The organism is Yersinia rochesterensis (assembly GCF_003600645.1).
GTDB lineage: Bacteria > Pseudomonadota > Gammaproteobacteria > Enterobacterales > Enterobacteriaceae > Yersinia > Yersinia rochesterensis.
This window is the reverse complement of sequence record NZ_CP032482.1, coordinates 883,319-909,742: the sequence shown is the minus strand read 5'-3', so window position 1 is coordinate 909,742 and position 26,424 is coordinate 883,319. Positions and strand designations below refer to the sequence as shown.

The window sequence follows — 26,424 nt, the reverse complement described above, 5'->3', positions numbered from 1 at the left end:
CGTAGTACATGAGGAGGGCGAGCACTGCCCAATATCAATATGCCAAAGCGCAGTAGCCGTCCAGATCAAAAAAACTAATTGCCGTGTAGCCGACGGGCGTCAATAACATCCGGCAACTGATTCAGCTTGGCTAATACTCTACCCAGCACCTGCAAGTTGTAGATCTCGATATCCATATCGATGGTCGCTACCATCTTTTTGGTATCGCTACGGCTGGCAACGCCCAGCACATTGACTTTTTCGTTTGCCAAAATGGTGGTGATATCACGCAGCAAACCACTGCGATCATTGGCCGTGACTCGCACCACCAGCGAATAGCCACTGGAATAGCTTTCGCCCCAAACCGCATCAACAATCCGCTCAGGCGCATGGGATTGTAATTCAGCTAACTGCTCACAATCAGCACGGTGAATGGATATCCCCCGCCCTTGGGTAATAAAACCGACAATTTCATCACCCGGAATAGGCTGGCAGCAGCGAGCAATATGGTGCATCAGATTACCGACGCCTTCGACCACAATGCGCCCGCTGTCTTTGCTGGCATTACGCGGCGCTGGCTGATGTTTATTATTCAGATGGCGTAAAGCCTCTAAATCCGCCTCTTCTGCCGTCGGCTTATTCAATTTTCCTTGTAGGAAATTGACCATCTGATTCAGACGAATATCACCGCCACCAATGGCAGCTAACACTTCATCCATAGAATTCATGTTATAGCGCGGAACCAGCAGCTTCTCAGCCTCTTTCAAGCTGATATCCAGGTGCTCCAGCTCGTCGTCCAACATCTGCCGGCCGGCAAGAATATTCTTGTCTCTATCTTGTTTTCTAAACCAGTTATGAATCTTAGAACGCCCGCGGCTGGTCGTGACATAGCCGAGGTTAGGATTCAGCCAGTCACGGCTTGGGTTAGGCTGCTTCTGAGTGATAATTTCAATCTGATCACCCATCTGTAACTGGTAAGTAAACGGCACTATCCGGCCACTGATTTTGGCCCCAATACAGCGGTGACCGACATCACTGTGGATATGGTAAGCAAAGTCCAGCGGTGTAGAACCGGCAGGTAAATCAATGACATCGCCTTTCGGCGTGAACACATATACGCGATCGTCAAATACCTGACTGCGCACTTCATCCAGCATTTCGCCGGAATCCGCCATTTCTTCCTGCCAGGCAATCAATTTACGCAACCAGGCAATCCGCCCTTCATAACCAGAGCGACCTGCGACTACCGCGCCCTCTTTATACTTCCAGTGCGCAGCAACGCCCAATTCGGCATCTTCATGCATCTGACGGGTACGAATTTGAATTTCAAGCGTTTTACCACGCGGCCCCAGTACTACCGTATGGATCGATTGATAACCATTGGGTTTAGGGTTGGCAACGTAGTCGTCAAATTCGTCAGGTAAATGACGGAAATGGGTATGAACAATGCCAAGCGCGGCATAGCAATCCTGCAAGCGCTCCACCACCACCCGCACTGCGCGCACATCAAACAGTTCATCGAAAGCCAGCGACTTCTTCTGCATTTTGCGCCAGATGCTATAAATGTGCTTGGGGCGACCATAAATGTCGGCTTTGATACCCTCTGCCGCCATGGCTGCGTGCAATGAAGCTACAAAGTCATCAATGAATTGCTCACGATCAATACGACGCTCGTGGAGTAATTTGGCGATTTGCTTATATTCATCAGGGTGCAGATAGCGGAAGCAGAAGTCTTCCAACTCCCACTTGATCTGGCCAATACCCAGGCGGTTAGCCAGTGGCGCATAAATATTGGAACACTCTTTGGCCGCCAGTACGCGCTCATCTTCCGGCGCATCCTTCACTTCGCGCAGATGCGCAATACGCTCTGCCAACTTGATGACTACACAGCGGAAATCTTCCACCATCGCCAATAACATACGGCGCACATTATCCACTTGCTCAGAGCTCATGGAATCATTGTGGGTGGCTTTTAACTGGCGGATGGCATCCATATCACGTACACCATGCACCAAATAAGTAATACTTTTACCGAATTGTTCGGTCAATGTGGCTTCATCCACCACATTGGCATCCACCAGCGGGAACAGCAGCGCTGCGCGCATACTGTCGTTATCCATGCTCAGGGTGGAAAGAATCTCAACCATTTCAAGGCCGCGCCACAGCAATAGCGATGCATTGGGGTGGTTTTGCGTCTGCTGCTCACAGTAGCGCCAAGTCTCGGCTAATCGCTCACCTGACTGCGGATTAGAAAGTCCCAAACTGGCTATCCAATCTTCGAGAGCAAACTCGCCCGCTGGATTCAAATGTGCACTTCGTACCGCAACCATAACTTCTCCCTACTTTGCGACCCCTGGCTCCTGCATCAACAGCGCCATAGATTCAAGATGCCCGGTGTGGGGAAACATATCTAACATTCGCACCTGAGCAAGACGGTAACCGGCGGCTAATAACACCTGATTATTTCGTGCCAGCGTGGTGGAATGACACGAAATATACACCACCCGCATTGACGCCAGTTTAACTAAATATTTTTAACTATTATGTGTTTAACTAGTATTTAATTATATGTGACATGACCCCAGCAGCATCCGTGCGAGATCTAACTATATTTTATCGAATACGTGTGTTGCCCACGGCTGACAATTGATGTCGGATTCCAAATTTTCATGAAAAAAAGACCCATTGGGCAACGCGTTATTCAATGCATTATACTGCCCATTCGCTACTCACGCCGCAACTCCTTCCACACCGACCTCTTCGCCGGTAAATTTTGCTAATGAAAAGATAAAATTATCCCTATCGCAGAGTAAATCCAACCTCAGCTCATCGGGCTGCACATCCAGCCATGCTATAACCTACCCCACCATTTACTGGTTAAAACGCCTCATTGACTTGAGTCAAATCTTGCGAATGAAACGCTAAACATAGACCCCAAATCGGGTAATAGGGTTCCGCACCGATAAGTTTTTCAGACTATGATTACCGCCAGCCAGATAGATGGCAACCTCATCTCGCTCGCCACCGGTAACATTTTCAATTTCCCCTCAGGGCAAAACGCCAAGGATAAAGATAGCTTTGCCTTGGTGGTACGCAACCCTCTGACTCAACGGGTCGAGCAAGTTTACTGTCACAGTTAGCGTTTGTTTGGTCGTCACACGCCGGTTTGGAGAGTAGAATTACGCCATGTTGATTGATCAAACATCGGTTTTGTAAGCTGCTGATTCTCCCACATTGGAATACCATGACCAAATACAGTCTTCGCGCGCGCATGATGATTTTAATCTTGGCCCCCACGCTGCTTCTTGGGCTGTTACTCAGCACGTCTTTTATGGTCAATCGTTACAATGAGTTGCAAAAACAACTGGTTAACGCCGGCACGAATATTATTGAACCGCTAGCGGTGGCCAGCGAATATGGAATGACCTTTCGCAACCGCGATACTGTTCGGCAGTTAATTAATCTACTTCATCGCCGTCATTCGAGTATTGTTCGGTCAATTTCTGTTTTTGACGCAGATAACCATCTTTTTGTTACATCTAACTATAATTACAATTCCTCACAATTAAGATTGCCTAAAGGCACCCCTATTCCCACCTCACTGATGCTTTCCTATCGCGGTGATTCTCTGATTTTGCGGATGCCCATTGTGTCAGAATCCAACCTATCCAGTGATCGAACTTCCGATTCCGATATCACCAATCAGCCATTGGGCTATATCGCCATGGATTTGGATTTACAATCAGTTCGCTTGCAGCAATATAAAGAAATCTTTATTTCGACTCTGTTGCTGCTGTTCTGCATGTGTGTGGCAATTTTGTTTGCTTATCGGCTGATGCGTGATGTCACTGGCCCCATCCGTAACATGGTGAATACCGTTGACCGCATTCGCCGCGGGCAATTAGACAGCCGAGTTGAAGGGCAAATGCTCGGGGAGCTAAATATTCTGAAGAATGGCATCAACTCAATGGCCATGTCACTGGCGGCCTATCACGAAGAGATGCAACAAAATATTGATCAAGCCACGTCAGATTTGCGTGAAACGTTGGAACAGATGGAAATCCAAAACGTTGAGTTGGGGCTGGCGAAAAAACGTGCGCAGGAAGCCGCGCGGATTAAATCTGAATTTCTGGCTAATATGTCTCATGAGCTACGAACCCCGCTGAATGGGGTGATTGGCTTTACCCGTCAAACACTGAAAACATCGCTGACACCGACACAAACTGATTATCTACAAACCATCCAGCGCTCAGCCAACAATCTGTTATGCATCATTAATGATGTACTGGACTTCTCTAAGTTGGAAGCCGAAAAATTGGTTCTTGAACATATTCCATTCCCACTGCGTGGTGCGTTGGATGAAGTCATTATTCTGTTGGCACATACCGCCCATGAAAAAGGTCTGGAGCTGACCCTTCATGTTAATAATGATGTTCCGGAGCAAGTGATTGGTGATGCCATGCGTTTACAGCAAATAGTCACCAATTTGCTGGGTAATGCGATTAAATTCACCGAACAGGGCAATATCGATATTCTGGTGGCCATACAGGCAAAAACTCCGCAACAAGTGACCTTGGTGGTAGAAATTCACGATACCGGCATTGGTATTTCTGAATCTCAGCAAACCCAGTTATTCCAGGCTTTTCGTCAGGCTGATGCCAGTATTTCACGTCGGCATGGGGGAACCGGGCTTGGGTTGGTTATCACCGAAAGATTGGTGAAAGAAATGGGTGGCGATATTAGCTTCCACAGCCAGGTTGATCGGGGTTCGACTTTCAGGTTCCATCTCACCCTGGATCTCAATGAAGCCATTCCCTATCGTCATCCCGATATGTCGTATCTGGAAGGGAAAACGCTGGCCTATATTGAACGCAATGCCACTGCGGCAAGAGCAACACTGGATATTCTCAGCATTACGCCTTTGCAGGTCACTCATAGCCAAACATTAGCGCAATTGCCGTTACAACATTATGATTTCCTGCTAGTTGGTGTGCCCATTCCATTCCGCAATAATATGGCAGTTCATCAGGATAAATTGGTGGCTGCACTGAAAATTGCTGAGCGAGTCATTCTAGCATTGCCAAGTCAGTCACAAGTGGAAGCTGAGCAACTTAAACAAATTGGTGCCAAGGCCTGCCTGATCAAACCATTATCATCTAATCGATTGATTCCTTTATTACTATGCGAAGAACCTCTTAGCGAATTAGCCGTGACAGAACAGCCCAGTAAATTGCCAAAATTGCCATTTAAAGTCATGGCCGTGGACGACAACCCGGCTAACTTGAAATTAATAGGGACCTTACTGGAAGAACTGGTTGAAGAAACCGTGTTATGCGACAGCGGGGCAAAAGCCATAACCTACGCCCGCGAAAATACACTGGACATCATTTTAATGGATATCCAAATGCCGGAAATCGACGGCATTCGAGCCAGTGAAGTGATTCATCAAATGTCACATCACCAAGACACACCGATCATTGCCGTCACTGCTCATGCCGTCCGTGGACAACAAGAACAATTATTAAAATTAGGTATGGCAGATTATCTAGCAAAACCCATTGATGAAGCTCGACTAATACAAACACTTTCGCGCTATCAAGCTGATTGTAAAAAAGAATTTCGGGTAGAAACGAACACTCATTCAATGCAGCTATCTGAGTGTCAGGGGGCAATCGACTGGCCATTAGCTGTGAGACAAGCAGCTAATAAAGAAACGCTGGCCAAAGACCTTTTAACCATGTTGTTAGAGTTCACGCCACAAGTTGCCGAACGCGTACAGGCGATTCTGGCTGGCACTCATGATGATGATATTCTGAATCTAATTCATAAGTTTCATGGCAGCTGCGCATGCAGCGGTGTACCTCGATTGAGGCAATTGTGTATGACGATTGAACAACAATTACGCCAACAAACGAGTTTACAAGATTTGCAGCCTGAGTGGTTTGAATTGTTAGATGAGATAGATAACGTTCGCTACGCCGCCCGAAATTATTTGGGCGTAGCCTAATATCAGCGCAGCATCGGGCATAAATAAAAAGGGCACAGCAATAAACAGCCGCGCCCTTTGTTACGATATTTATACTTTTTCTACATAAACACCGGTTACTGTATCAGTGACGATTACTGCATCAGCAAATAGAGTGAAGTATCACCACGCTGAATGCTCAACGCTAATACCGATGGTTTGGTATCAAGGATTTTCCGCAGCTCAGCCAGGTTCTGAACCGGTTGCTGGTTTATACCCATGATAATATCGCCTTTTTTCAGGCCGATACGCGCAGCAGCAGTGCCAGGTTTCACACTATCAACTTTCACGCCTTTCTTACCATTCACATCAGAGTTGCTCAGTTCCGCCCCTTCAATGCCGGTGTAGAGATTACCGGAATCAACCTGAGTTTGGCTGCTCTGCTCTAATGTGACGTCCACATTGACCGGTTTACCCTCACGCAGCAGACCCAAGGTCATTTTGCTGCCGACTGGCAGGGTTCCAATTTCAGCACGGAAGCCAGCGAAACTGTTAATGGCTTTGCCGTTCATGCTAACAATCACATCACCCGCCTTGATCCCTGCTTTGGCCGCAGCAGATTTTGGCAGCACCTGGCTGATAAAGGCACCTTTCTGAGCATCAACATTCATAGCTTTCGCCAGCTCAGAATTCAATTCTGTGCCCATGATACCCAACTCACCACGTTTCACCTGACCAAATTCAACCATCTGCGAGGTCAGGTTTTTCACCATGTTACTTGGGATAGCGAAACCGATACCGATGTTGCCACCATCCGGTGCCAGGATAGCCGTGTTGATCCCAATCAGTTCACCGTTCAAGTTGATCAGTGCACCACCAGAATTACCACGGTTAATTGCCGCATCAGTCTGGATAAAGTTTTCATAGTTTTCCACATTCAAACCACTACGACCCAACGCCGACACAATACCAGAAGTGACGGTTTCACCCAGGCCATACGGGTTACCGATAGCGACGGTATAATCCCCGACACGCAGTTGGTCAGAATCGGCAATTTTAATCGCTGTCAGGTTTTTCGCATCTTTCAGCTGTAACAATGCAATATCAGTACGTGGGTCTTTACCAATCACTTTCGCATCAAAACTGCGACCGTCGCTCAACTTAACATTGATTTTAGTCGCATTATCAACCACATGGTTATTCGTTACGACATAACCCTTAGCTGCATCAATAATTACACCTGAACCCAGTGCACGGAAATCTTGCTTGTTTGGGGCTCCCCCCTTACTACCAGGCCCCCCCTGACACATCGGCGAACCTTGGAACGGAGAACCGTCCTGGCAGAATGGTGAGTCATCACCAAAGAATTGCTGGAACTGTGGTGGTACGCCGCCAGCACCGGCATTACTGACCAGGGCACTCCCCTCCACATTAATACTCACAACTGAAGGCATTACCTTCTCTAGCATTGGCGCCAGGCTAGGGAGCTGCTGGCTGCTGGAAGCAGCCGTCTCTGCCGCAATGGCGGAAGAAACCGGCCCCATGGCTAAACCGATGCTCAATGCCAATGCACTTAACACTAAAGTTGTTTTTTTCATGTATTCTGGTTCTCGCTATACAATTAATAATGAGTCAATAAATGGTGTATAACAGACTTATCCCATCAATTTTGATATTGCTGCGGGTCATGCTGGCAAACCCGATAATCTAACTCAATTTAGTTAATCGGGTGAATGCGAACCGCTAACACCACAGCAATTTCAAGTAAGAAGAATATAGTCGTCTTGCATAGTAAGATTAAATATGGGGGATGAAGTTCAGAGAGCCAATAATTGAAAAAGTAAAAAATATTGTCCGTCTTTACAAAACTACAGCTAATTAAACGGACATTTTATTTTTTTGCATACTATTCCGCAGCCATTAAACGTCGATATTCATCATAAGCATAAAGATCTGTCATACCACTGATATAATCTTGAATTAAACGCGCACGATAATAATACTCATATATCTCATGTTGTTCTGGCGATAAATTGCTTAGCCGCTCGACTGACTCCACATAAGCTAAACGATGTTTAGTCGACAATTTATGGAACAAACGGGTCTCAATCGGGTACTGACGATGGCTGTCTTCTGCCACTAATTGTGTAAACGCTGCTTGTGGCATAGCTAATAGCGGACTATATATATCAAGCAACCCACTAATAACTCTATACCCTTGTAATTCAAGCTGTTCTACTTCCGGGTAGTTGAATACGTGTTTCACGGCGACTTTTTTAAATATTTGCAGTAATTTACACGCCGCACTGGAATCTTCTAATAAAGCTTGGTTAAACGAGCCTGCAAATACAGCAGGAAGATTATCAATAAAACGCTGTGCTGCATGGGGAACTAATTTCCCTACGGTATTAACCCGTAAATACATAAAGAATTGGTCTTCCGAACTGCGCCGCCCTTGCCCGCGCCCTAATTGGCGAAATGCACCGCCAACCACCTTATCAAACAAATCGCCATGAGCAACATTGCCCCACTCTTGCATCATATGATCATAAAGTTGTTCAACACTGAAGATATTCTTTTCAACCGCGTCTTCCAAGTCGGCAATACAATAAGAAATATCATCCGCAGCTTCCATAATATAGGTCAGCGGAAAACGGTTAAACTCTCCCATATTGAGTTCACGACGTAAATCTTTAACATAATCCTCTTCCGCGAGATAAAACCCTGGTTTCTTCATTAAATAATGATGGGAAGCAGGAATATCACCTGACCAATAAGCCGGTTTGGTATATTTAAGAATGCAGCCAACCTGAGCATAGGTGAGGTTCAACTTTAATAAGCTATAAACCAAGCGAATTGCTTGCGCGTTACCCTCAAACTGGCTCAAGTCATGGCGAATTTTACTACGCAAAATATTGAGATCAGTTTCCCCCTCTCGTATCTTTAATACATTAACCCGACATTGATCTTTGCCCCGTGGCTCAGCACCACCGCCATTAGGATCCATTTGTTTAGTAAACCAATTATTGATTGCTGACTCGCCAAAATGCCCAAAAGGCGGGTTACCAATGTCATGCATCAGACACGCCATTTCTACAATACTTTCAAAAGGATCAAGCAGCTTATCCAGCCCATAGGCACTGATTTTTTTATCTTGCTTAAAGCGATTGAGGATCTCTTTGGCGATATAACGGCCAACCTGCTGAACTTCCAGTGAATGGGTCAAACGGCTGCGAACAGCAGCATTGCGCTCCAAGGGGAAAACTTGTGTTTTTTGTTGTAAACGCCGAATAGCCGCGGAGTTTACAATCCGCCCGCGATCACTTTCAAAAACGCGGATAATCTCATATTCATCTTCAGCCGAACTGGGTTTACCAAATGGCCGTTGAAAACTAATTTTCTGTTTAAAGTCAATCCCGGACATGTTGCCCCCTGAGCATTCATCTAAATACAGTGATACCCACTCTCGGAAGAAGATGCAATTGATTAGGTATGAACTGCGGCACATTACGCATTATCTTGGGTGAACTACCCGACTATCTCACTTACCTGATAAACTGTGCATTGATAATTACAGATTAATCTATTCTTTAAAATCGGCAGGTATCCATATGAAAGTAGGAATTATTGGTGCAATGGAGCAAGAAGTTACGTTGCTGCGTGACAAAATTGAAAATCGCCAAACTTTGGCTCGTGCTGGTTGTGAGATTTACACCGGCCAACTCAATGGCGTAGATGTCGCCCTGCTCAAATCCGGTATCGGTAAAGTGTCTGCGGCAATGGGCACCACTCTATTATTAGAGCATTATCAGCCAGATATTGTTATCAATACGGGTTCGGCGGGTGGTTTGGCTCCTAGCCTAAAAGTCGGCGATATTGTGGTTTCTACTGAAGTTCGCTATCACGACGCAGATGTCACTGCGTTTGGCTATGAACCTGGGCAGATGGCGGGCTGTCCGGCGGCTTTCAGCGCTTCTCCTAAGCTGATTGAACTGGCTGAAAGTTGCATCAAAGAATTGAATTTAAATGCAGTTCGTGGCCTGATTTGCAGTGGCGATGCTTTTATTAATGGCGCCGCTCCTCTGGCTCGCATTCGCGCTACTTTCCCGACCGTTGCTGCTGTTGAAATGGAAGCTGCGGCTATCGGCCATGTTTGCCACCTGTTCAATACCCCCTTTGTTGTCGTTCGCGCTATTTCTGATGTCGCCGATCAGGAATCTCACCTGAGCTTTGACGAGTTTTTGGTGGTCGCCGCTCAGCAGTCGACATTAATGATTGAAGCAATGTTAACCACACTGGCTCATCGCGATTAATGATGCGGCTTAATATTACCCTCTTGGCACGAGCAGCAATAATCCTGCCTCAAGCAGCGATGTTATTGTTGTTCAGCCTATTTACCTCATCCTCACTGGCGGCTGAGCGGGTTATCAGTTTATCACCCAGTACCACAGAATTGGCCTATGCTGCTGGACTCGGCGATAAACTGATTGCAGTAAGTGCTTACTCTGACTATCCAGAAGCCGCTAAAAAACTGGAGCATGTTGCCTCATGGCAAGGGGTGAATGTCGAGCGTATTCTGGCATTAAAACCTGATTTGATCCTCGCCTGGCGCGGAGGGAATCCACAACGTCCGCTGGATCAATTAGCGTCTTTTGGTATCCCGATTTTCTATTCTGATCCGATGAATATTGATCAAATCGCAGATGATCTGGATAAATTGGCCCAATATAGCCCACATCCAGAGCAAGCACGCCAGGCGGCGGTTCAGCTGCGTCATGAGGTTACCGAGTTACGTCGCCAGAATACGCGCAACCAGCCGTTACGCACTTTCCTACAATTTGGCACTCAACCGCTGTTTACCAGTTCCGGACATACGTTACAGAGTGAAGTTGTTTCTCTCTGCGGTGGGGAAAATATTTTTGCTGGTAGCCGAGTTCCCTGGCCGCAAGTCAGTCGTGAACAAGTCATGACCCGCCAACCGCAGGTTATCGTGGTGAGTGGTGATAAGTCCCAGACAGATAATATCCACGCCTTTTGGCGGCCCCAATTTACTGTTCCTGTGATAACCCTGAATGAGGACTGGTTTAATCGTGCTGGCCCACGTATTCTGCTGGCCGCTAAACAGCTGTGCCAGCAAATGGCCAGTCTTCCATCCCCTGTGGCGGAGTCACATTAATGCTGGTCTATTGGCTGGATATTTTAGGTACTGCGGTATTTGCTATCTCTGGTGTATTGCTGGCGGGGAAGTTGCGCATGGACCCCTTTGGCGTATTGGTTTTGGGGGTGGTGACTGCCGTTGGTGGCGGCACAATTCGCGATATGGCCTTAGCCAATGGCCCTGTATTTTGGGTGAAAGACCCCACCGATTTAGTGGTCGCGATGGTGACTTGCCTGGCAACTATCTTACTGGTACGGCAACCACGGCGGACGCCTAAATGGATTCTACCCGTGCTAGATGCCATTGGTCTGGCGGTATTCGTGGGTATCGGGGTCAATAAAGCCTTTGCTGCGGGTGCCAGCCCGCTAGTTGCTATCTGTATGGGGGTTATAACCGGTGTCGGAGGGGGGATTATCCGTGATGTACTCGCACGCGAGATTCCGATGATCCTGCGTACTGAAATCTATGCAACTGCCTGTATCATTGGCGGTATTGTGCATGCTACAGCGTTTTATACTTTTGGTATGCCGCTGCAACAAGCAATGATGCTGGGCATGGTGATAACCTTGGGTATCAGACTTGCCGCTATTCGCTGGCGCTTAAAACTACCAACATTTGAAATAGAGCACTAATAACTATTCATCATTCTGATTGCCAATAAAAGCCTGTGTTTTGTACAATATACCTTGCTTGTAGACTCTCACCGGCTTTACAAGCTTTATTCATTAGAATGAAACATGGAGATAAGTACGAATTAAATCTTCAAGTTTTTAAATAATTGTCGGATACCTAGAGTCATCGCTGCCTGAACCAGATAGTGGCAGCTAAAAATGCAGTTATAAATTATGAAATGTTTTTTGTTGATGTTTTGGCTGGTCTTTCTTGCCAGCCCGTCGCTAGCCCAGGGGCTAAGCGGCACAATAGATTTACATCTGACTATCGTGCCATCTTGTCAGGTACAATTGTCGAATAAAAATGAACACGTAGTGAATGACCCAAAAATGAATTATCCAGAAATACAGTGTCATAGAGGAAATGGATTGGTTACGGAACCTAGAATCAGCCATTCTTTTATTGCATCAAATGGCCTACATGTTAGCAAAACCAGTGCCGACCAGATGGCGCAATTGATTACTGTTGAATGGTAATATTCAGATAAAAAAAAACCACGACTATGAAAGTTGCGGTTTTTTTTATCAAAATATTCGGTGATTCTATACCCAAAACATTGGTATTACAGCAAGGCCGCAAACGAGCAAATCCCGATGAGCTTACTCAAGTAAGTAGTTCGGGTGCATGAGTGCCGCTAACATAGCTGTAGCATCAGGGTTGGAGGGTAGGTTAGATGCTGAAAGAAGAACCGCACCCACAAGTACTCTTCGCGTTCGGGTTAGTCACGATAAAGCGAGAGCCTTCCAGCCCTTCGGTGTAATCCACTGCGCCACCAACCAAATATTGCAGGCTCATTGGATCCACGACCAGCTCAACACCTTGCTTTTCAATGGTCATATCGCCGTCGTTGATCTGATCATCAAAAGTAAAGCCATACTGGAACCCGCTGCATCCGCCACCGGTAATGTAAACCCGCAGTTTCAGATTCGGATTTTCCTCATCAGAAATCAACAGCTTCACTTTTTTTGCCGCTGCCTCAGTAAACTGCAGGGGCAGTACTGTTTCATCGCTCATACTCATCACTCCCAACCGGTGTTCGAGGTGCAGGTTACTACAATGGCAGCCTGATCTATCTTTTGATTATCCAATACCCGAGTAATTCATTCAAGTATTGTGGCCTAATGTTATATATTATCTACCTGTTTGAGTGCCACTTTCAACTGCGGCCTGTTGTTCCGCTACCTTTGCAGCCTGCTCTTGTCTTTGTAATGTGCGGGCTAAAATAGCTGAATACAAGGGCTTACCCCCCAGAAACTGCGCTATTAAGGTCGCCCCCAAGCAAGTCACAATCATCGGCAAAATAAGTTGATAATTATCGGTCATTTCCAGCACCAACACTATCCCGGTTAATGGAGCACGTACCGAGGCGGCAAACAGCGCCCCCATTCCGGCAATAGCAAAAGTGCCAGCATCAATACTGTACTGTGGGAAAAAATGCGCGCAGGACAGGCCAAAAGCGGTTCCCAGAATGGTCCCCAAAGCCAACATGGGGGCAAATATCCCACCAGGTGCACCAGAGCCAAAACACAGTAACGTGGTAATGACTCTCGCAATAAAAATAAAGAGCAACATCCCAATACTGAAATTACCAGCGACTGCAATGGGAATTAGGGCAAAACCACCGCCGACTGCTTCACCATGAATCAATGCCAGTAAGCCGCACATCCCCCCCAACAGACCACCGATTAATACCAATTTTCGCCAGTCGCCGCCGTGGAAACGCATAAATAGATCTTGTGTACGAAATATCGACGCATTAAACATCACTCCCACAGCACCAAAAATAATGCCCAGCAACAGATAGAGCCATAAGGTATTCAGTGGAACATCACTGAGTTTTCCTACATCAATAATCGCACGCTCACCATTAAAATAGCGGTAAACAATGGTTGAAGTGATGACGCCCACAAATACCGCTTTGATGGAGACTAAGCTATAGCGGAACTGCGAACGCATCTCTTCAATAACAAACAAAATTCCGGCCAATGGAGCATTAAAAGCGGCTGAAAGCCCCGCCGCTGCACCGGTCGCTAATAATGAATGACGTGCTTCTGAACTGCGCAAACGGAAGATGTCGACAATCATCCGCCCACTGTTCGCCCCCATTTGCACCATTGGCCCCTCCCGGCCTAACACCATGCCAGCCCCGAGAGTACCAAGCCCACCAATGAATTTGACCGGAATGACCCGCCACCAGCGAACGGGGCGCATTTCTTCCATTGCCCCTTCTATTTCGGGTATCCCAGAGCCACCCGCCTCGGGCGCAAAACGGCGTACCAGAAAATACCCCAACATAGCCAATAGTGCCGACATAATAAAAGCCAGCGGCCAGACTAAAATTGCATTATCAGCAACCTTAGCAATGGTCGCTAACCTTGCTTGCTGGATCCAATCGACACCGAGATCAAATGCAACCCCCAACAAACCGGTGACTGCCCCAACGACAGCGGCCATGATAAGAATAACTAAGGGTGTTGTATCGCGGTTAACTAATGCATGAATAAAACGGCCACGTTTAACTGCAGAAATGCCTTCATCGGGTATATTTTGCGTTGAATCAGTCATGGTTTGTATGCTTGCCAGTTAAATAATAAGTAATACAAATGAGCAATATGAGTTTAGCTTACACATTAATAATGTGCCTGATTAAATGTCCATGAAATGATCTTGCTCAGAAAAGACTTTTTCTCAAATTTTGCGGCATGCCGCGCAAGCTGTCTGCTAAATATGCCCAATCATTTGATAACCGCAGCCAGTCCTTTAGAATAAGCAGCATTGTTGATTGCCAAGGCTGATGTTGCCAATGTTAATATCGCCTAATTCAGGAGCCGTTTATGAGTAAATCCGAAAGTCTGTATGCCCAAGCAAAAGAGCTGATCCCAGGCGGGGTTAACTCTCCGGTGCGTGCATTCACCGGCGTTGGTGGCAGCCCATTATTTATTGAACGTGCTGATGGCGCATATTTGTTTGATGTCGATGGCAAGGCTTATATTGACTATGTTGGCTCTTGGGGGCCAATGGTCTTAGGGCATAATCACCCGGCAATTCGTCAAGCTGTCATTGAAGCTGTCGAGCGCGGCCTGAGCTTTGGTGCCCCCACGGAGATGGAGGTCAAAATGGCTGAATTGGTCACCAATTTAGTCCCAACGATGGATATGGTGCGAATGGTCAACTCCGGCACTGAAGCGACCATGAGTGCGATTCGTCTGGCCCGTGGTTTCACTGGCCGCGATAAAATTATCAAATTTGAAGGCTGCTACCATGGTCACGCCGACTGCTTGCTGGTCAAAGCAGGTTCCGGTGCTCTGACTCTTGGGCAACCAAACTCTCCGGGCGTACCCGCTGATTTTGCTAAACACACTCTGACCTGCACTTATAACAATCTGGATTCAGTACGTGAGGCTTTCGAACAATATCCACAAGATATTGCCTGTATCATTGTCGAGCCAGTCGCCGGTAACATGAACTGCGTTCCGCCACTACCGGAGTTCCTACCCGGCCTGCGTACACTGTGTGACGAATTTGGAGCACTGCTGATTATTGATGAGGTTATGACCGGTTTCCGTGTGGCATTAGCTGGTGCGCAAGATTACTACAATGTCGTCCCTGACTTAACTTGTCTGGGTAAAATCATCGGCGGCGGGATGCCAGTAGGTGCTTTCGGTGGCCGTCGTGATGTGATGGATGCACTGGCACCCACTGGCCCGGTTTATCAGGCGGGTACGTTGTCCGGTAATCCAATTGCCATGGCTGCCGGTTTTGCTTGTCTGACCGAAGTTGCACAGGTGGGTATCCATGAAACCCTGACCGAATTAACCGATTCACTGGCAAGCGGCCTGCTGCACGCAGCTAAAGTAGAAAATATCCCATTGGTCGTTAACCATGTCGGCGGTATGTTCGGCATTTTCTTTACTGATGCTGAAACTGTGACTTGCTATCAGGATGTGATGAATTGCGATGTTGAGCGTTTCAAACGTTTCTTCCATTTGATGCTGGAAGAAGGTATTTATCTGGCTCCATCTGCTTTTGAAGCTGGCTTTATGTCTGTGGCGCACAGCAAAGAAGATATTCAGAAAACGGTGGATGCCGCTCGTCGGTGCTTCGCACAGCTTTAATATCAATTACTTAACCATCTCCCTATGCTGGGAGATGGTTAAAATCTAACTACCGCCCTTGCTTACGCAATAAATAAACAAAATATGGCGCACCAATAAACGTCGCTAACAACCCAGCGGGGATCTGATTTGGGAATAGCAACATCCGGCCGCACCAATCAGCAAATACCATCAATAAACCACCTAAAATAGCCGCGATAAATAGCTGTGGAATAGCTCGGCGGAAGCCCAACATACGAGCCATATGAGGTGCCATCAGGCCGACAAAACTTAATGGCCCAACCGTCAATGTAGCTGCTGCTGTCATGGTGGCTGCCAGTAACAAAATAGCTAACCGACTAGGTGCCAGCGCCACACCTAATGCTCTGGCCGTCACGCTGCCCAAAGGTAAAATCATTAGCCAACGGCGGCACAGCGGAGCTAATGCAATCAGAATCAGGGCGATAACACCGGTGCTCAGTGCTTGTGGAGCATCAACGGCATAGGTAGAGCCAGAAATCCATGTCAGCAAACCGCGCATTCTGGGGTCGCCGCTTGCGAGTAACATGGTAATTACCGTGGTAAAGGCGGTGCTCAGTGCAATTCCTGCTAATAACATTCTACCGGGAGAGAACCCCCCTCGTCCTGCAACCACCAGAATCAACAATAATGTCGCCGCCGCACCTAAACTCCCAGCAGGCAACAACCATGCTAGCGCATTGCCTGGCACGATAAACATCATAATCACGACACCGAAAGATGCGCCGGAACTGACCCCCAACACCTCGGGGCTGGCCATCGGATTGCCCGTCAGCTTTTGAATTAATGTTCCCGCCACCGCCAGCATCACTCCGGCCGCCAATGCAGCAAATACTCGCGGCCAGCGCCAATGTAATAATGCCTGGATATCATTGCCGCTAATCCAACTCCAGCCATGGCTATCACGACCAAACATCAGCGCCACCGCCAAACCGGCCAGCAGTACCAGCGAACCTCCACTGATCCAAATACCCAAATTTTGCCGCTCAGCGGAAACCTGGTCGCCAAAATCCATACTCGGTGCCATCGCACTGTGTAAGCGGGGCAGCAACCATAATAGCAACGGAGCACCAATCAGCGCGGTGGCCGCACCGGTCGGAATTTCTTGCCAGACTTGAGCCAACCAGATAAGCCCTTGGTCCGTTACCCACAACAGCAATGCGCCTAATACCGGAGCCAACATTAGCCGTTGCGATAGCCGGCGAGCACCTAAAATTTTTGCCAACAGAGGAGCAAAAAGACCAATAAAACCAATGACGCCGACCGCATTAACCAACATTGCGCTAAACAATATGGCTATCCCCAGCGCACTTAGCCGAGCCAATGACAGCCCTAGACCTAAATTACGGGCGACACCATCATCCAGCCCGAGCAAGGTTAATGGGCGAATCAATAAAGCCGCCAATACACCGGTTATCAGCAAACGAGGTAGCAAAAACTGTACCGTGATCCAATCTTGTTGGTTCAGAGCGCCACTACTCCACAGGAACAATCCTTGCAGTTGGTCATAATTAAATAACGCCAGCAAGTTGCTGACTGCACTACAGTAAAGGCCGAGAACCAACCCCGCCAGTATCAGTGTCACTGGCGACATTCGTTTGCCCCAAGCCACACCAAATACCAGCACACCAATAATTATCCCACCGGCCATTGCTGCCAGTTGGCGGGTCAATTCACCGCCGGGTAGCATCCACAACGTCGCAATGGTTAAGCCAAGCTGAGCGCCTGCTGCGACCCCCAAAGTGGCGGGTTCAGCCAATGGATTTCTCAAGACTTGCTGGAACAAAACCCCCACCAGTCCCAATCCAGCACCGGTTAGCAATGCCACGACCAAGCGGGGAAGTTGGCTGTAATGAAATAACATTTGGCGCACGTCATCGCCGTCAGGTTGCCATAGCGCGGTCCCCCAGAGCGGGGCCGGTAATGTCTGACTAAAATTGTACAGTGTCAGCAACACCGAAAAAATCAGCAATAAACTCAGTAAGCTGGCAGGCAAAAGCCAGATTTTACGCGGGGTCTTTGTCATCATCGGGATTTATCCCACGCCGATTCTAATAGACGTACGAATCGCATGGCTGACAATGTTGCGCCATAGAACCACACCGCGGGCATTATCTGTAATTGATTTTGGCGCACAAATGACATGGATTGCCATAATGGTGTGCGGGTAACCTGTTGTAGTATTTCACTATTACCCTGGACGAAGCACATTGCCCGCCCCGGTTTTACTGTCGCTAAACGTTCGATGCCCACCACCGCGCTGCCCCACACATTGGTTTCACCCTGCCAGGCATTCTTAATATTCAATTCGTTTAATACATCCTGGAACAGACTGCCTTGGCCGATGACCAAGGCGTGGCGAGCATCCAACAGAGAAAACATCAATAATGACGTATTGCTGGTATTAAATATCCGCTGGCGAGCGGCTTGCATAAAATGGTTAAAATCGGCGATATGCTGCTCAGCCGCGGCCTCCAACCCCAGCCGCTGACCTAATGCACGCAATGAACTTTTACCGACGGCGAGCGGCGAAAGCCCCTGTTGGCTAAAAGCAAAACTCATCGATGGGGCGATAGGCGCGAGTTTCTCTGGTGAGGGGCCAAAACCTTCTGACATCAAAATCAATGACGGTGCCATTTGTTGCAGCAATTCCAAATTAGGTTCAGTGCGCAGACCAACATCAATGACACTGGCAGGTAATGCCGGTTCTTCGACCCATAACCGGTAATTATGAGTATCTGCCACACCATATGGCGTGACTCCCAGCGCCAGCAATAATTCTACGGGCAACCATTCCAGTGCAACGATCCTATCCAGAGCAACGCCCCCGCTAACATCAATTTTAGGGGGATTCACCGCCCATCCGGGCAATGAATATAATAATGGCGATAAGGCTAATGCGGCGAGCAATCTACGCCGAGTCAGGTTCGGGCGCACCGCTGCTATGGGAAAAGGCATTTTCATCAATACACGAAACTTACCGGCGCACCGCCGGCTGGATGCGGTAATATTCCCATAGGAATGCCGTAAATTTCCTCCAGTACCGCCCCCTGCATTAAGCTGTCCGCTGGGCCTTGCGCTATCATCTCGCCCGCGCGTAATGCCACCAAATGGTCGCAATAACGGGCCGCCATATTGATATCGTGTAATACCGCAATAACGGTCAGGCCTCGCTCACGGCTAAGCCGCTGAATCAGCCCCAAGACTTCGACCTGATGGGCAATATCCAGTGCTGAAGTCGGTTCGTCGAGCAGCAGACAGCGGCTATTTTGTGCCACCATCATCGCCAACCAAGCGCGTTGGCGCTCGCCGCCGGATAAACTGTCGACCAACCGGTTCGCCAGCGGCTTTAAATCCACCAGCGCAATAGCCTCTTCCACCTGTTCGCGGTCTTCTTGACGAAAACGCCCCAGCGCGCCATGCCATGGGTAACGGCCAATCGCCACCAACTCGCGCACTGTCATCCCTTCAGCTGCCGGTAATTGCTGTGGCAAATAAGCAACTTCACGGGCAAAAGCTTTATTGTCCCACTGTGGTAATGGCACATTATTGAGTAACGCTTCGCCACTGGCGGGCGGTTGGTGGCGACCCAGCATTTTTAACAGTGTCGATTTACCGGAACCATTATGGCCGATAAGCCCACAGACTTTCCCTTGTGGAAAGGTCAGTGACAAGGGGTGCAATAAGATTCGGCCAGGAACCGAAAAACTCAACTCACGGAGTGAAAACACGCTGGATTGGCTTGCCTGTTGGTCCAAGATAGTACCCTGCGATTGAATGTTAGCAACTTTAACCGTTACTGTGACCCAAACGTTATCGACAAATAACGAGAAAGTGAATCGAAACGATAATAATTATCAAAGCAGCTAGTTTATGCGTAACTCACGGCGAACTGCAAGCGCAAAGCCTGCTGATTACCTGAAGATGGCTGTGGGGAATTTAAGTGCGGGGAAACGAAAAATTGGCACGATAACAGTAACCGTGCCAATTTTTTGAGTATTACTGGCCAAACATATCTTTGATCCAACCCGCGACGCCATCGCCATCAGGTTTAGCTTGCCCCGCAGGTTGAGCAGCTTGGCACAAGCTTTGCGGGTTTTCTGTCCAAACCGGGATTGAGCGCATACCGCCGCCATCACCACAGACAAAATTCCCAGCCGAATCAATATTCATCTGGCTAATCCCCTCCGGTGGCTGCAATACCAGCGGCAATGGGGTTTGATTCTCAAGATAGCGGCGATACAGAGTCAGCGCGCCGTTAGCTCCGGTCAACTTGGCCGGGCCGTTATTGTCACGCCCTACCCAGGCAATCGCCACTTCTTTGCCATCAATACCGGCAAACCAGCTATCGCGCAGGTCGTTGGTGGTACCGGTTTTGGCAGCCAGATTGTATTTTGATAATTTCACTGATAATGAACGGGATGTCCCGCGGGCGACCCCTTGCTGCATGGCGTAAAGGGTCAGATAAGCCGCCTGTGCCGGTACCATGCGCTCCGCCTGCGGGAAGCTCTGATACAGCACGGTGCCATCTTCAGCAATTACCGAGCGCACTGCGGACAATGGCGCACGATTCCCACCACTGGCGATAGTCTGATATTCCTGCGCGACTTCAACCGGGGTCAAGTCAATCGCCCCCAGCAACATCGCTGGAACGGGGTTGATAACGTTTTTCGGAATACCCAAACGTTGCAGCATGGCGCTTATCTGATCCAACCCGACGGACATTCCCAGATTAACCGTCGGCACATTCAGCGAGTTCGCCAAACCATCAATTAGCATCACCTGACCACGGAACTGGCGATCATAGTTTTTCGGCTGCCATGATGAGCCGTTGGGCAATTTAATCGACAGCGGTTGATCCGCCAGCCAGGTATTAAGGCGGTATTTATCCGGCTCACTCAGGGCAGTCAGATAGGTCGGTGGTTTAGCGAGTGAACCCACCAAGCGGCGAGCCTGCATTGCGCGGTTAAAGCCGGCAAATTGCGGCTGCGCGCCCCCGACCATGGCACGAACTTCACCACTGAAACGGTCGACAATCACCATCGCCGCTTCCAAATCATCCAGATGGCGCGCCGCTTTCAGTGCCGGAATTCCATCTTCGATGGCTTTTTCTGCCGCATCCTGTGAAACCGGATCAAGGGTAGTGAAGATTTTCACACCGGACAAATCGTTAATTTTGTCGCCCAGTTTCTGCTGTAACTCCTGACGCACCATCTGCATAAATGCTGGCTGTGGTGTGATAACCCCGCCTTTCGGCTGCACGCCCAATGGCCGGGCGCTGAGCATGGTGTACAGCTCTGCATCAATCACACCCTGATTCTGCAACAAGCGCAGCACCAAATTGCGGCGCTCAAGTGCCAGTGTCGGGTTACGCCATGGGTTATACAGCGACGCTCCTTTCACCATGCCCACCAGCATAGCTTGCTGATCGAGGCTCAGTTCATTCACCGGACGACCAAAGTAATACAGGCTCGCCAAAGGGAAACCGCGAATTTGGTCACTGCCGCTTTGGCCGAGATACACTTCGTTCAGATACAATTCCAGTATCCGATCTTTGCTGTAACGGTAGTCTACCAGCAGGGCCATATAGGCCTCGTTGGCTTTACGCCACAGTGAACGCTCGTTAGTCAGGAACAGGTTTTTAACCAACTGCTGCGTCAAGGTACTGCCGCCCTGCACCGCCTTACCAGCAGTGAGGTTAGCCAACATCGCGCGGCCAATAGAATACGGGCTGATGCCGTCATGCTCATAGAAATGGCGGTCTTCTGTTGCCAGCAAGGTATCGACCAGCAAATCAGGGAAGCCAGCACGCGGCACAAACAAGCGCTGCTCACCATTAGGAGATTGCAACATGGTGATCAGCTTGGGATCAAGACGCAGGAAACCGAAGTCGCGCTGATTATCCAGGTTTTGGATTTGCGCCAAACTGTCATTTTTAAACACCAAACGCGCGCGGATTTGACCTTCTTTCGCGTCAGGGAAATCAAATGGGCGGCGCAAGATATCAATACTGTCGCCCTGCACGGTAAACTCGCCAGGGCGAGTCATCCGAGTGACCTGGCGGTATTGCATCCCTTCCAGCAAATCGATCATTTCTTTCTTGCTGTAGGACATCCCCGGTTCAAGGCTCACCATGCGGCCATAGACGGCGGCGGGCAGTTGCCAAACCTTGCCATCAATCCGGCTGCGGATTTGCGAATCGAGGTAAACCCCATAAATTGCCAACACCACTGCGCCCACCAGGAACAGTTTGATGAATAACCCAAGCCAACGGCGTTTTTTGCGCGGGGGACGTGATGCTACCTTTCTTGGCATCGGTTCTTCCTCGTCATCATCGTAATCATCATCGCCGTGGTCTTCATCATCTAAATAGTCTTCTTCTTCGTATTCATCTTCATCACGCCGCCGGCGCAATGGCCGTTTTGATGCGACTTTGGGTTGGGCTTTCTTGCCCTTGCGCCCTATTGGCTCGCGGTCATCCCCAGACATGTCTTTTTCTCCACGCGCATTGGCGATTATTGCGGCTTAATGTGTTCCCCAATTCATCGGATAGAAAGGAGAAACATCTGAAATTATTGGCTGTTGACCATGTGATCTTATTTATCTTGGTACTTTTTAGTCCGGCGAGTCGGGCGGGTATTCGCGGGGTCGTCCGGCCAGACATGTTTGGGATAGCGCCCTTTCATCTCTTTTTGTACCTCGCGATATGCTCCCTGCCAGAAAGCGGCCAAATCACCGGTAATCTGTAGCGGCCGGTGTGCCGGTGAAAGTAACTCAAGCACCACTGCCACCCGCCCACTTGCTAGCATCGGGCTGTGCTGTTCGCCAAAAACTTCCTGCAAACGCACCGCTAATACCGGTGGCCTCTCGACATAATAACGGATGGGTAGGCGGCTACCGGTCGGCACAGTGTAATGAGTTGGCAGCTCAGTATCCAGCCGTTGACGTAACTGCCAGCTCAACAGGCGAGTCAGTGCTTCCACAATATTCACTTGCCGCAGACCACGTAAATCCCGTACCCCGGACAGAGACGGCTGCAACCACAGCTCAAGTTTACCCAGTAAATTGTCGTCATCTACCACAGGCCATTGTTCTTCGGGCAGCCAACGGCTGGCACAATGTAAGCGGGTGCGCAATTGTTCGGCATTTTCATCCCAATTGAGCACTTGCAGCCCTTGTTCGCGCACCCAGTTTAGCAGCGCGAATTGCAACGCTTCATCACTCGGTTTCGCTAAGGGCTGGGCCCGTAAAGTCAGACGTCCAATTTGCCAACGCCGCCAGGCGCGTAAAGTGCCTTTTTCATCATCCCACTCGACCACTGTCCGCTCTTCGACCAAGCGGGGAAGTTGCTGCGCCAGCGGTTCAATCTTAATCGGCAACGCCAGTAAAATGCGCGCATCCGGCCCACTGCTGCTTTGTAATAAGCTGGCAGCCACCAGCCAAGGCGCACGTGACAACGCCTCGTCTTGCGCCATAGCGGCGCCCATACCGTTAGCTAACAGATAGCGCCCATCCTGCCCACGTTGCTGCGCGATGCGATCCGGATAAGCCAACGCCAGCAATTGACCGGCAATATCACTGTCAACCGCGCCCACACGAGCATTAATTCTTTGTGTTAATTGCCTCGCCCGCCGCTGCCAGTGCGGTTGTGGGCGGCTGAGCCAATCGTGTAAATCAATTTGACCGGATCGCGGCGGCTCTTCCAGAATCGCCGCTAATAACCCCGCCGTGGCTAACGCGTCCGGGCTTTGCTCGGCGGCAAAACACAACATCGCGGCCAACCGGGGTTCACAGCCCAAACTAGCCATGCTGCGCCCCATGCGGGTGAGTTGCCCCGATGAATCAATAGCCCCTAAACGCTGCAATAAGTCGCGAGCTACAGCCAATGCAACTTGCAGCGGCCTATCAAGCCAACTGAGTTGTGCCTCATCCTGGCATCCCCAGTTCAGCAACTCCAGCCACAAGCTGCATAAATCGCTGTTAAGAATTTCTGGTTCACTGTATTCCGCGGCCCGTTCGGCCTGCTCTTTAGCAAACAGATGCCAGCAGATCCCCGGTTCCAGTCGCCCGGCACGCCCGGCGCGTTGCACCATGGAAGCTTGGCTGATGCGCTGAGTCACCAGCCGAGTCAGGCCGTTTTTGACATCAAAACGCGCGACACGTTCCAGTCCGCTGTCGACCACTAGCCGGATGCCCTCAATGGTCAAACTGGTTTCCGCAATATTGGTCGCCAGCACCACTTTACGCCGCCCAATAGGGGCCGGTTGAATGGCTTTTTGCTGTTCACTGAGCGGTAAAGCACCATACAGCGGGCAGAGGTCAGTATCACTGGCAACCTCGCCTTGTAGCCGCTCCATCACACGATGAATCTCCCCCACACCGGGTAAAAATAGCAGCAAAGAACCCCTTTGCTCATTTAATAAGCGCTTAACGCGATTGGCAACCCCATCCTCCAGCCGCTCATGGCCCGATAAAGGTTGATAGCAGCGCTCGACCGGGAAGCTGCGCCCAGCGGAGACAATAGCTGGCGCGGAGGGCAACAGCGCGGAAAGCCGCTGGTTATCCAATGTCGCCGACATTATCAGCAGTTTGAGGTCATCACGTAGCCCTTGCTGCACATCCAGCAAGAGCGCCAGCGCCAAATCGGCCTGTAAACTGCGCTCGTGGAACTCATCAAGGATGACCAAAGACACCCCCGTCAACTCGGCATCTTGCTGGAGCATCCGAGTCAGAATGCCCTCGGTCACCACCTCCAGCCGTGTCTCCGGCCCACTTTTGCTTTCGGCGCGCATCCGATAGCCCACCGTCTGCCCCGGCTGTTCACCCAATTGTTGGGCCAACCGGTAAGCGACATTTTTCGCCGCCAGCCGCCGAGGTTCCAGCATGATAATCCGGCCAGGCAAGCCCGCCAGACGCAAAATTTGCAGCGGTAACCAGGTCGATTTACCGGCACCGGTTGGGGCGTGGAGCAAGACTTGCGGTGAGGTTTGCAACGCAGACAATATCTCACTGAGCACTTCACCTACCGGCAAAGCAGCCCCCTGCGCATCACTTTCTCTCTGACTTACCACCACATTCTTCCCCACACTCTCTACTTTCATCGTCAGCCATTGTAACATCATGGCCGTATAGCGTATTTAGCCGAGTGATTATGCCAATCTAATGATTAAAACCGCCGATAAAACTATCGTTAATAAAACCAGCTTTCGCCGTCTGTTCTTTGCGCTGGCCCTGCCTGATGCCCTGCAACAGACTATTGTGCCATGGCGAGCAGATAACTTCCCGCCCGAGGCTGGCCGCCCTATTGCTGCCGTGAATCTTCACCTGACACTGGCGTTTCTCGGCGAGGTTAGTCACGCTAAAGCTCAAGTCTTGCAGGAACAAGCCGGGCGCATTAGTCAGTCAGGTTTTAACATAACGCTGGATGATATTGGCCACTGGCCTAATTCCGGAGTGATATGGCTCGGATGTAAAAATCCCCCGCGCGGGCTGTTGCAATTGGCCCAGTTATTGCGGTCCCAAGCGGCGCGCAGTGGTTGTTACCAAACACCGCTGCCATTTCATCCCCATGTGACGTTATTCCGTGGGGCTATTCGCCCAGTCGCCATACCGGCGAAAGCTCCCAACGAAAGCTTTCGGGCAGACTTTTTTTCGTTATATGAATCGGTATTCACACGCGGCCGCACCCGTTATAACATTGTACAAAGCTGGCCATTGGCTAGCACTGAAAGGAAACCTGATGCCATCTAATTCCCAGTTACCGGCTTTGGCCCCTCGGTTATTATCTTTTAACCCCAAATTACAGCCCGCCACACTTATCCTGCGGTATAAACGCTTTTTAGCTGATATTGTGACGCCCGAGGGAGAAACATTAACTATTCATTGCGCTAATACCGGAGCAATGACCGGTTGTGCCACGCCAGGGGATAGGGTCTGGTATTCGACCTCGGATAACCCAAAACGCAAGTATCCCCATAGTTGGGAGTTAACTCAGACCCAAACCGATGATTGGATATGCGTAAATACCTTGCGTGCCAATGAGTTAGTCAGTGCGGCAATAGAGAATAATTATATTTTTGAATTATCCGGTTACATTTCTGTCAAAAGAGAGGTTAAGTATGGGGGTGAAAATAGCCGTATAGACTTGTTATTGCAGGCAGAAAATAGGCCTAACTGCTATATTGAAGTCAAGTCGGTTACTTTATTACAGCAACAATGTGGGTACTTCCCGGATGCCGTCACCCTGCGGGGTCAGAAGCATCTCAGGGAGTTAAAAAACATGGTTGCCAATGGTCACCGGGCTGTACTTTTTTTTGCCGTATTGCATACGGGCATCAGGCAGGTCGCCGCTGCCCGACACATTGACAAACGCTATGCAGAATTGCTGGCCCAGGCTCAGCAAGCAGGAGTGGAGATTATCTGCTACGGTTTTCAACTATCGCCTGACGGTATTGCGCTTGATGCACGCCTACCGTTATTACTGGACGAAATGCCCCATCCATAGCGCTGAATAAAAA

At 49.3% G+C, this 26,424-nt stretch carries 20 protein-coding genes; 9 read left to right on the top strand and 11 right to left on the bottom strand.

The window, feature by feature from the left end:
- Positions 1-74 precede the first annotated feature (74 nt).
- A complete protein-coding gene (gene relA / locus DXZ79_RS04180) occupies positions 75-2,309 on the bottom strand; it encodes a GTP diphosphokinase (protein WP_038636162.1) in 2,235 nt (744 codons plus the stop codon).
- 9 nt (positions 2,310-2,318) lie between these two features.
- Positions 2,319-2,483 carry a hypothetical protein gene (locus DXZ79_RS20900; protein ID WP_230852369.1) on the bottom strand — a complete coding sequence of 55 codons (165 nt, stop codon included), beginning with the start codon at positions 2,481-2,483 and terminating at the stop codon, positions 2,319-2,321.
- Positions 2,484-2,957: 474 nt separating this feature from the next.
- On the opposite strand from DXZ79_RS20900, the gene DXZ79_RS21285 reads away from it, so the two are divergent.
- Together DXZ79_RS21285 and barA are read left to right on the top strand one after the other, a co-directional pair.
- Positions 2,958-3,119 (top strand): hypothetical protein, encoded by a 162-nt coding sequence (locus tag DXZ79_RS21285; protein WP_390613897.1) that lies wholly within the window; start codon positions 2,958-2,960, stop codon positions 3,117-3,119.
- Positions 3,120-3,223: 104 nt separating this feature from the next.
- A complete protein-coding gene (gene barA, locus DXZ79_RS04170) occupies positions 3,224-5,986 on the top strand; it encodes a two-component sensor histidine kinase BarA (RefSeq protein WP_050291619.1) in 2,763 nt (920 codons plus the stop codon).
- A gap of 113 nt (positions 5,987-6,099) precedes the next feature.
- On the opposite strand, the gene degP is transcribed toward barA, so the two are convergent.
- A complete protein-coding gene (gene degP, locus DXZ79_RS04165) occupies positions 6,100-7,542 on the bottom strand; it encodes a serine endoprotease DegP (protein ID WP_038636169.1) in 1,443 nt (480 codons plus the stop codon).
- A gap of 308 nt (positions 7,543-7,850) precedes the next feature.
- Positions 7,851-9,368: a dGTPase gene (gene dgt, locus DXZ79_RS04160; RefSeq protein ID WP_038636172.1), complete on the bottom strand. Its 1,518-nt coding sequence runs from the start codon at positions 9,366-9,368 to the stop codon at positions 7,851-7,853.
- 187 nt (positions 9,369-9,555) lie between these two features.
- Here dgt and mtnN point away from each other — a divergent pair, with 187 nt between their 5' ends.
- The 4 genes from mtnN to DXZ79_RS04140 all read left to right on the top strand — a co-directional run bounded on the left by mtnN (position 9,556) and on the right by DXZ79_RS04140 (position 12,250).
- Positions 9,556-10,257 carry a 5'-methylthioadenosine/S-adenosylhomocysteine nucleosidase gene (gene mtnN, locus DXZ79_RS04155; protein ID WP_038636174.1) on the top strand — a complete coding sequence of 234 codons (702 nt, stop codon included), beginning with the start codon at positions 9,556-9,558 and terminating at the stop codon, positions 10,255-10,257.
- The gene (btuF, locus tag DXZ79_RS04150; protein WP_038636177.1) at positions 10,257-11,120 is read left to right on the top strand and encodes a vitamin B12 ABC transporter substrate-binding protein BtuF; all 864 of its coding nucleotides are present in this window, start codon (positions 10,257-10,259) and stop codon (positions 11,118-11,120) included. Before mtnN ends, btuF begins: the two co-directional genes overlap by 1 nt.
- Positions 11,120-11,734: a TRIC cation channel family protein gene (locus DXZ79_RS04145; RefSeq protein WP_019211026.1), complete on the top strand. Its 615-nt coding sequence runs from the start codon at positions 11,120-11,122 to the stop codon at positions 11,732-11,734. The genes btuF and DXZ79_RS04145 overlap by 1 nt, the downstream gene beginning before the upstream one ends.
- Before the next feature lie 213 nt (positions 11,735-11,947).
- Positions 11,948-12,250 (top strand): hypothetical protein, encoded by a 303-nt coding sequence (locus DXZ79_RS04140; RefSeq protein ID WP_071841739.1) that lies wholly within the window; start codon positions 11,948-11,950, stop codon positions 12,248-12,250.
- A gap of 193 nt (positions 12,251-12,443) precedes the next feature.
- On the opposite strand, the gene erpA is transcribed toward DXZ79_RS04140, so the two are convergent.
- Both erpA and clcA read right to left on the bottom strand, forming a co-directional pair.
- A complete protein-coding gene (erpA, locus tag DXZ79_RS04135) occupies positions 12,444-12,788 on the bottom strand; it encodes an iron-sulfur cluster insertion protein ErpA (protein WP_004706254.1) in 345 nt (114 codons plus the stop codon).
- 117 nt (positions 12,789-12,905) lie between these two features.
- Positions 12,906-14,339 carry a H(+)/Cl(-) exchange transporter ClcA gene (gene clcA, locus DXZ79_RS04130; RefSeq protein WP_038636182.1) on the bottom strand — a complete coding sequence of 478 codons (1,434 nt, stop codon included), beginning with the start codon at positions 14,337-14,339 and terminating at the stop codon, positions 12,906-12,908.
- Between the two features lie 269 nt (positions 14,340-14,608).
- Between clcA and hemL the strand changes: the two genes are divergently transcribed.
- Complete coding sequence (hemL, locus tag DXZ79_RS04125) at positions 14,609-15,889, top strand: glutamate-1-semialdehyde 2,1-aminomutase (protein ID WP_038636185.1); 1,281 nt, start codon at positions 14,609-14,611, stop codon at positions 15,887-15,889.
- A 49-nt stretch (positions 15,890-15,938) separates the two neighbouring features.
- Here hemL and fhuB read toward each other — a convergent pair whose 3' ends face one another.
- From fhuB to hrpB, 5 genes are all read right to left on the bottom strand, one after another.
- Positions 15,939-17,936: a Fe(3+)-hydroxamate ABC transporter permease FhuB gene (gene fhuB, locus DXZ79_RS04120; RefSeq protein ID WP_038636188.1), complete on the bottom strand. Its 1,998-nt coding sequence runs from the start codon at positions 17,934-17,936 to the stop codon at positions 15,939-15,941.
- Entirely contained in the window at positions 17,933-18,871 is a 939-nt protein-coding gene (gene fhuD / locus DXZ79_RS04115) for a Fe(3+)-hydroxamate ABC transporter substrate-binding protein FhuD (protein WP_038636191.1), read from the bottom strand. Before fhuD ends, fhuB begins: the two co-directional genes overlap by 4 nt.
- Positions 18,871-19,665: a Fe3+-hydroxamate ABC transporter ATP-binding protein FhuC gene (gene fhuC / locus DXZ79_RS04110; protein WP_072089069.1), complete on the bottom strand. Its 795-nt coding sequence runs from the start codon at positions 19,663-19,665 to the stop codon at positions 18,871-18,873. The genes fhuD and fhuC overlap by 1 nt, the downstream gene beginning before the upstream one ends.
- Positions 19,666-19,906: 241 nt before the next feature.
- Complete coding sequence (gene mrcB / locus DXZ79_RS04105; protein WP_120011123.1) at positions 19,907-22,396, bottom strand: bifunctional glycosyl transferase/transpeptidase; 2,490 nt, start codon at positions 22,394-22,396, stop codon at positions 19,907-19,909.
- Between the two features lie 107 nt (positions 22,397-22,503).
- The gene (gene hrpB / locus DXZ79_RS04100) at positions 22,504-25,026 is read right to left on the bottom strand and encodes an ATP-dependent helicase HrpB (protein WP_120011606.1); all 2,523 of its coding nucleotides are present in this window, start codon (positions 25,024-25,026) and stop codon (positions 22,504-22,506) included.
- Positions 25,027-25,069: 43 nt separating this feature from the next.
- Between hrpB and thpR the strand changes: the two genes are divergently transcribed.
- Positions 25,070-25,657, top strand: coding sequence for an RNA 2',3'-cyclic phosphodiesterase (thpR, locus tag DXZ79_RS04095; RefSeq protein WP_042562600.1), 588 nt, complete (start codon positions 25,070-25,072; stop codon positions 25,655-25,657).
- Positions 25,647-26,411 carry a DNA/RNA nuclease SfsA gene (gene sfsA / locus DXZ79_RS04090; RefSeq protein ID WP_072103584.1) on the top strand — a complete coding sequence of 255 codons (765 nt, stop codon included), beginning with the start codon at positions 25,647-25,649 and terminating at the stop codon, positions 26,409-26,411. Before thpR ends, sfsA begins: the two co-directional genes overlap by 11 nt.
- Positions 26,412-26,424: the final 13 nt, after the last annotated feature.

Coding starts and splice junctions, on each gene's coding strand:
- relA (WP_038636162.1), bottom strand. CDS start 2,309: ATGGTTGCGGTACGAAGTGCACATTTGAATCCAGCGGGCGAGTTTGCT.
- DXZ79_RS21285 (WP_390613897.1), top strand. CDS start 2,958: ATGATTACCGCCAGCCAGATAGATGGCAACCTCATCTCGCTCGCCACC.
- barA (WP_050291619.1), top strand. CDS start 3,224: ATGACCAAATACAGTCTTCGCGCGCGCATGATGATTTTAATCTTGGCC.
- degP (WP_038636169.1), bottom strand. CDS start 7,542: ATGAAAAAAACAACTTTAGTGTTAAGTGCATTGGCATTGAGCATCGGT.
- dgt (WP_038636172.1), bottom strand. CDS start 9,368: ATGTCCGGGATTGACTTTAAACAGAAAATTAGTTTTCAACGGCCATTT.
- mtnN (WP_038636174.1), top strand. CDS start 9,556: ATGAAAGTAGGAATTATTGGTGCAATGGAGCAAGAAGTTACGTTGCTG.
- btuF (WP_038636177.1), top strand. CDS start 10,257: ATGATGCGGCTTAATATTACCCTCTTGGCACGAGCAGCAATAATCCTG.
- DXZ79_RS04145 (WP_019211026.1), top strand. CDS start 11,120: ATGCTGGTCTATTGGCTGGATATTTTAGGTACTGCGGTATTTGCTATC.
- DXZ79_RS04140 (WP_071841739.1), top strand. CDS start 11,948: ATGAAATGTTTTTTGTTGATGTTTTGGCTGGTCTTTCTTGCCAGCCCG.
- erpA (WP_004706254.1), bottom strand. CDS start 12,788: ATGAGCGATGAAACAGTACTGCCCCTGCAGTTTACTGAGGCAGCGGCA.
- clcA (WP_038636182.1), bottom strand. CDS start 14,339: ATGACTGATTCAACGCAAAATATACCCGATGAAGGCATTTCTGCAGTT.
- hemL (WP_038636185.1), top strand. CDS start 14,609: ATGAGTAAATCCGAAAGTCTGTATGCCCAAGCAAAAGAGCTGATCCCA.
- fhuB (WP_038636188.1), bottom strand. CDS start 17,936: ATGATGACAAAGACCCCGCGTAAAATCTGGCTTTTGCCTGCCAGCTTA.
- fhuD (WP_038636191.1), bottom strand. CDS start 18,871: ATGAAAATGCCTTTTCCCATAGCAGCGGTGCGCCCGAACCTGACTCGG.
- mrcB (WP_120011123.1), bottom strand. CDS start 22,396: ATGTCTGGGGATGACCGCGAGCCAATAGGGCGCAAGGGCAAGAAAGCC.
- hrpB (WP_120011606.1), bottom strand. CDS start 25,026: ATGTTACAATGGCTGACGATGAAAGTAGAGAGTGTGGGGAAGAATGTG.
- thpR (WP_042562600.1), top strand. CDS start 25,070: ATGATTAAAACCGCCGATAAAACTATCGTTAATAAAACCAGCTTTCGC.
- sfsA (WP_072103584.1), top strand. CDS start 25,647: ATGCCATCTAATTCCCAGTTACCGGCTTTGGCCCCTCGGTTATTATCT.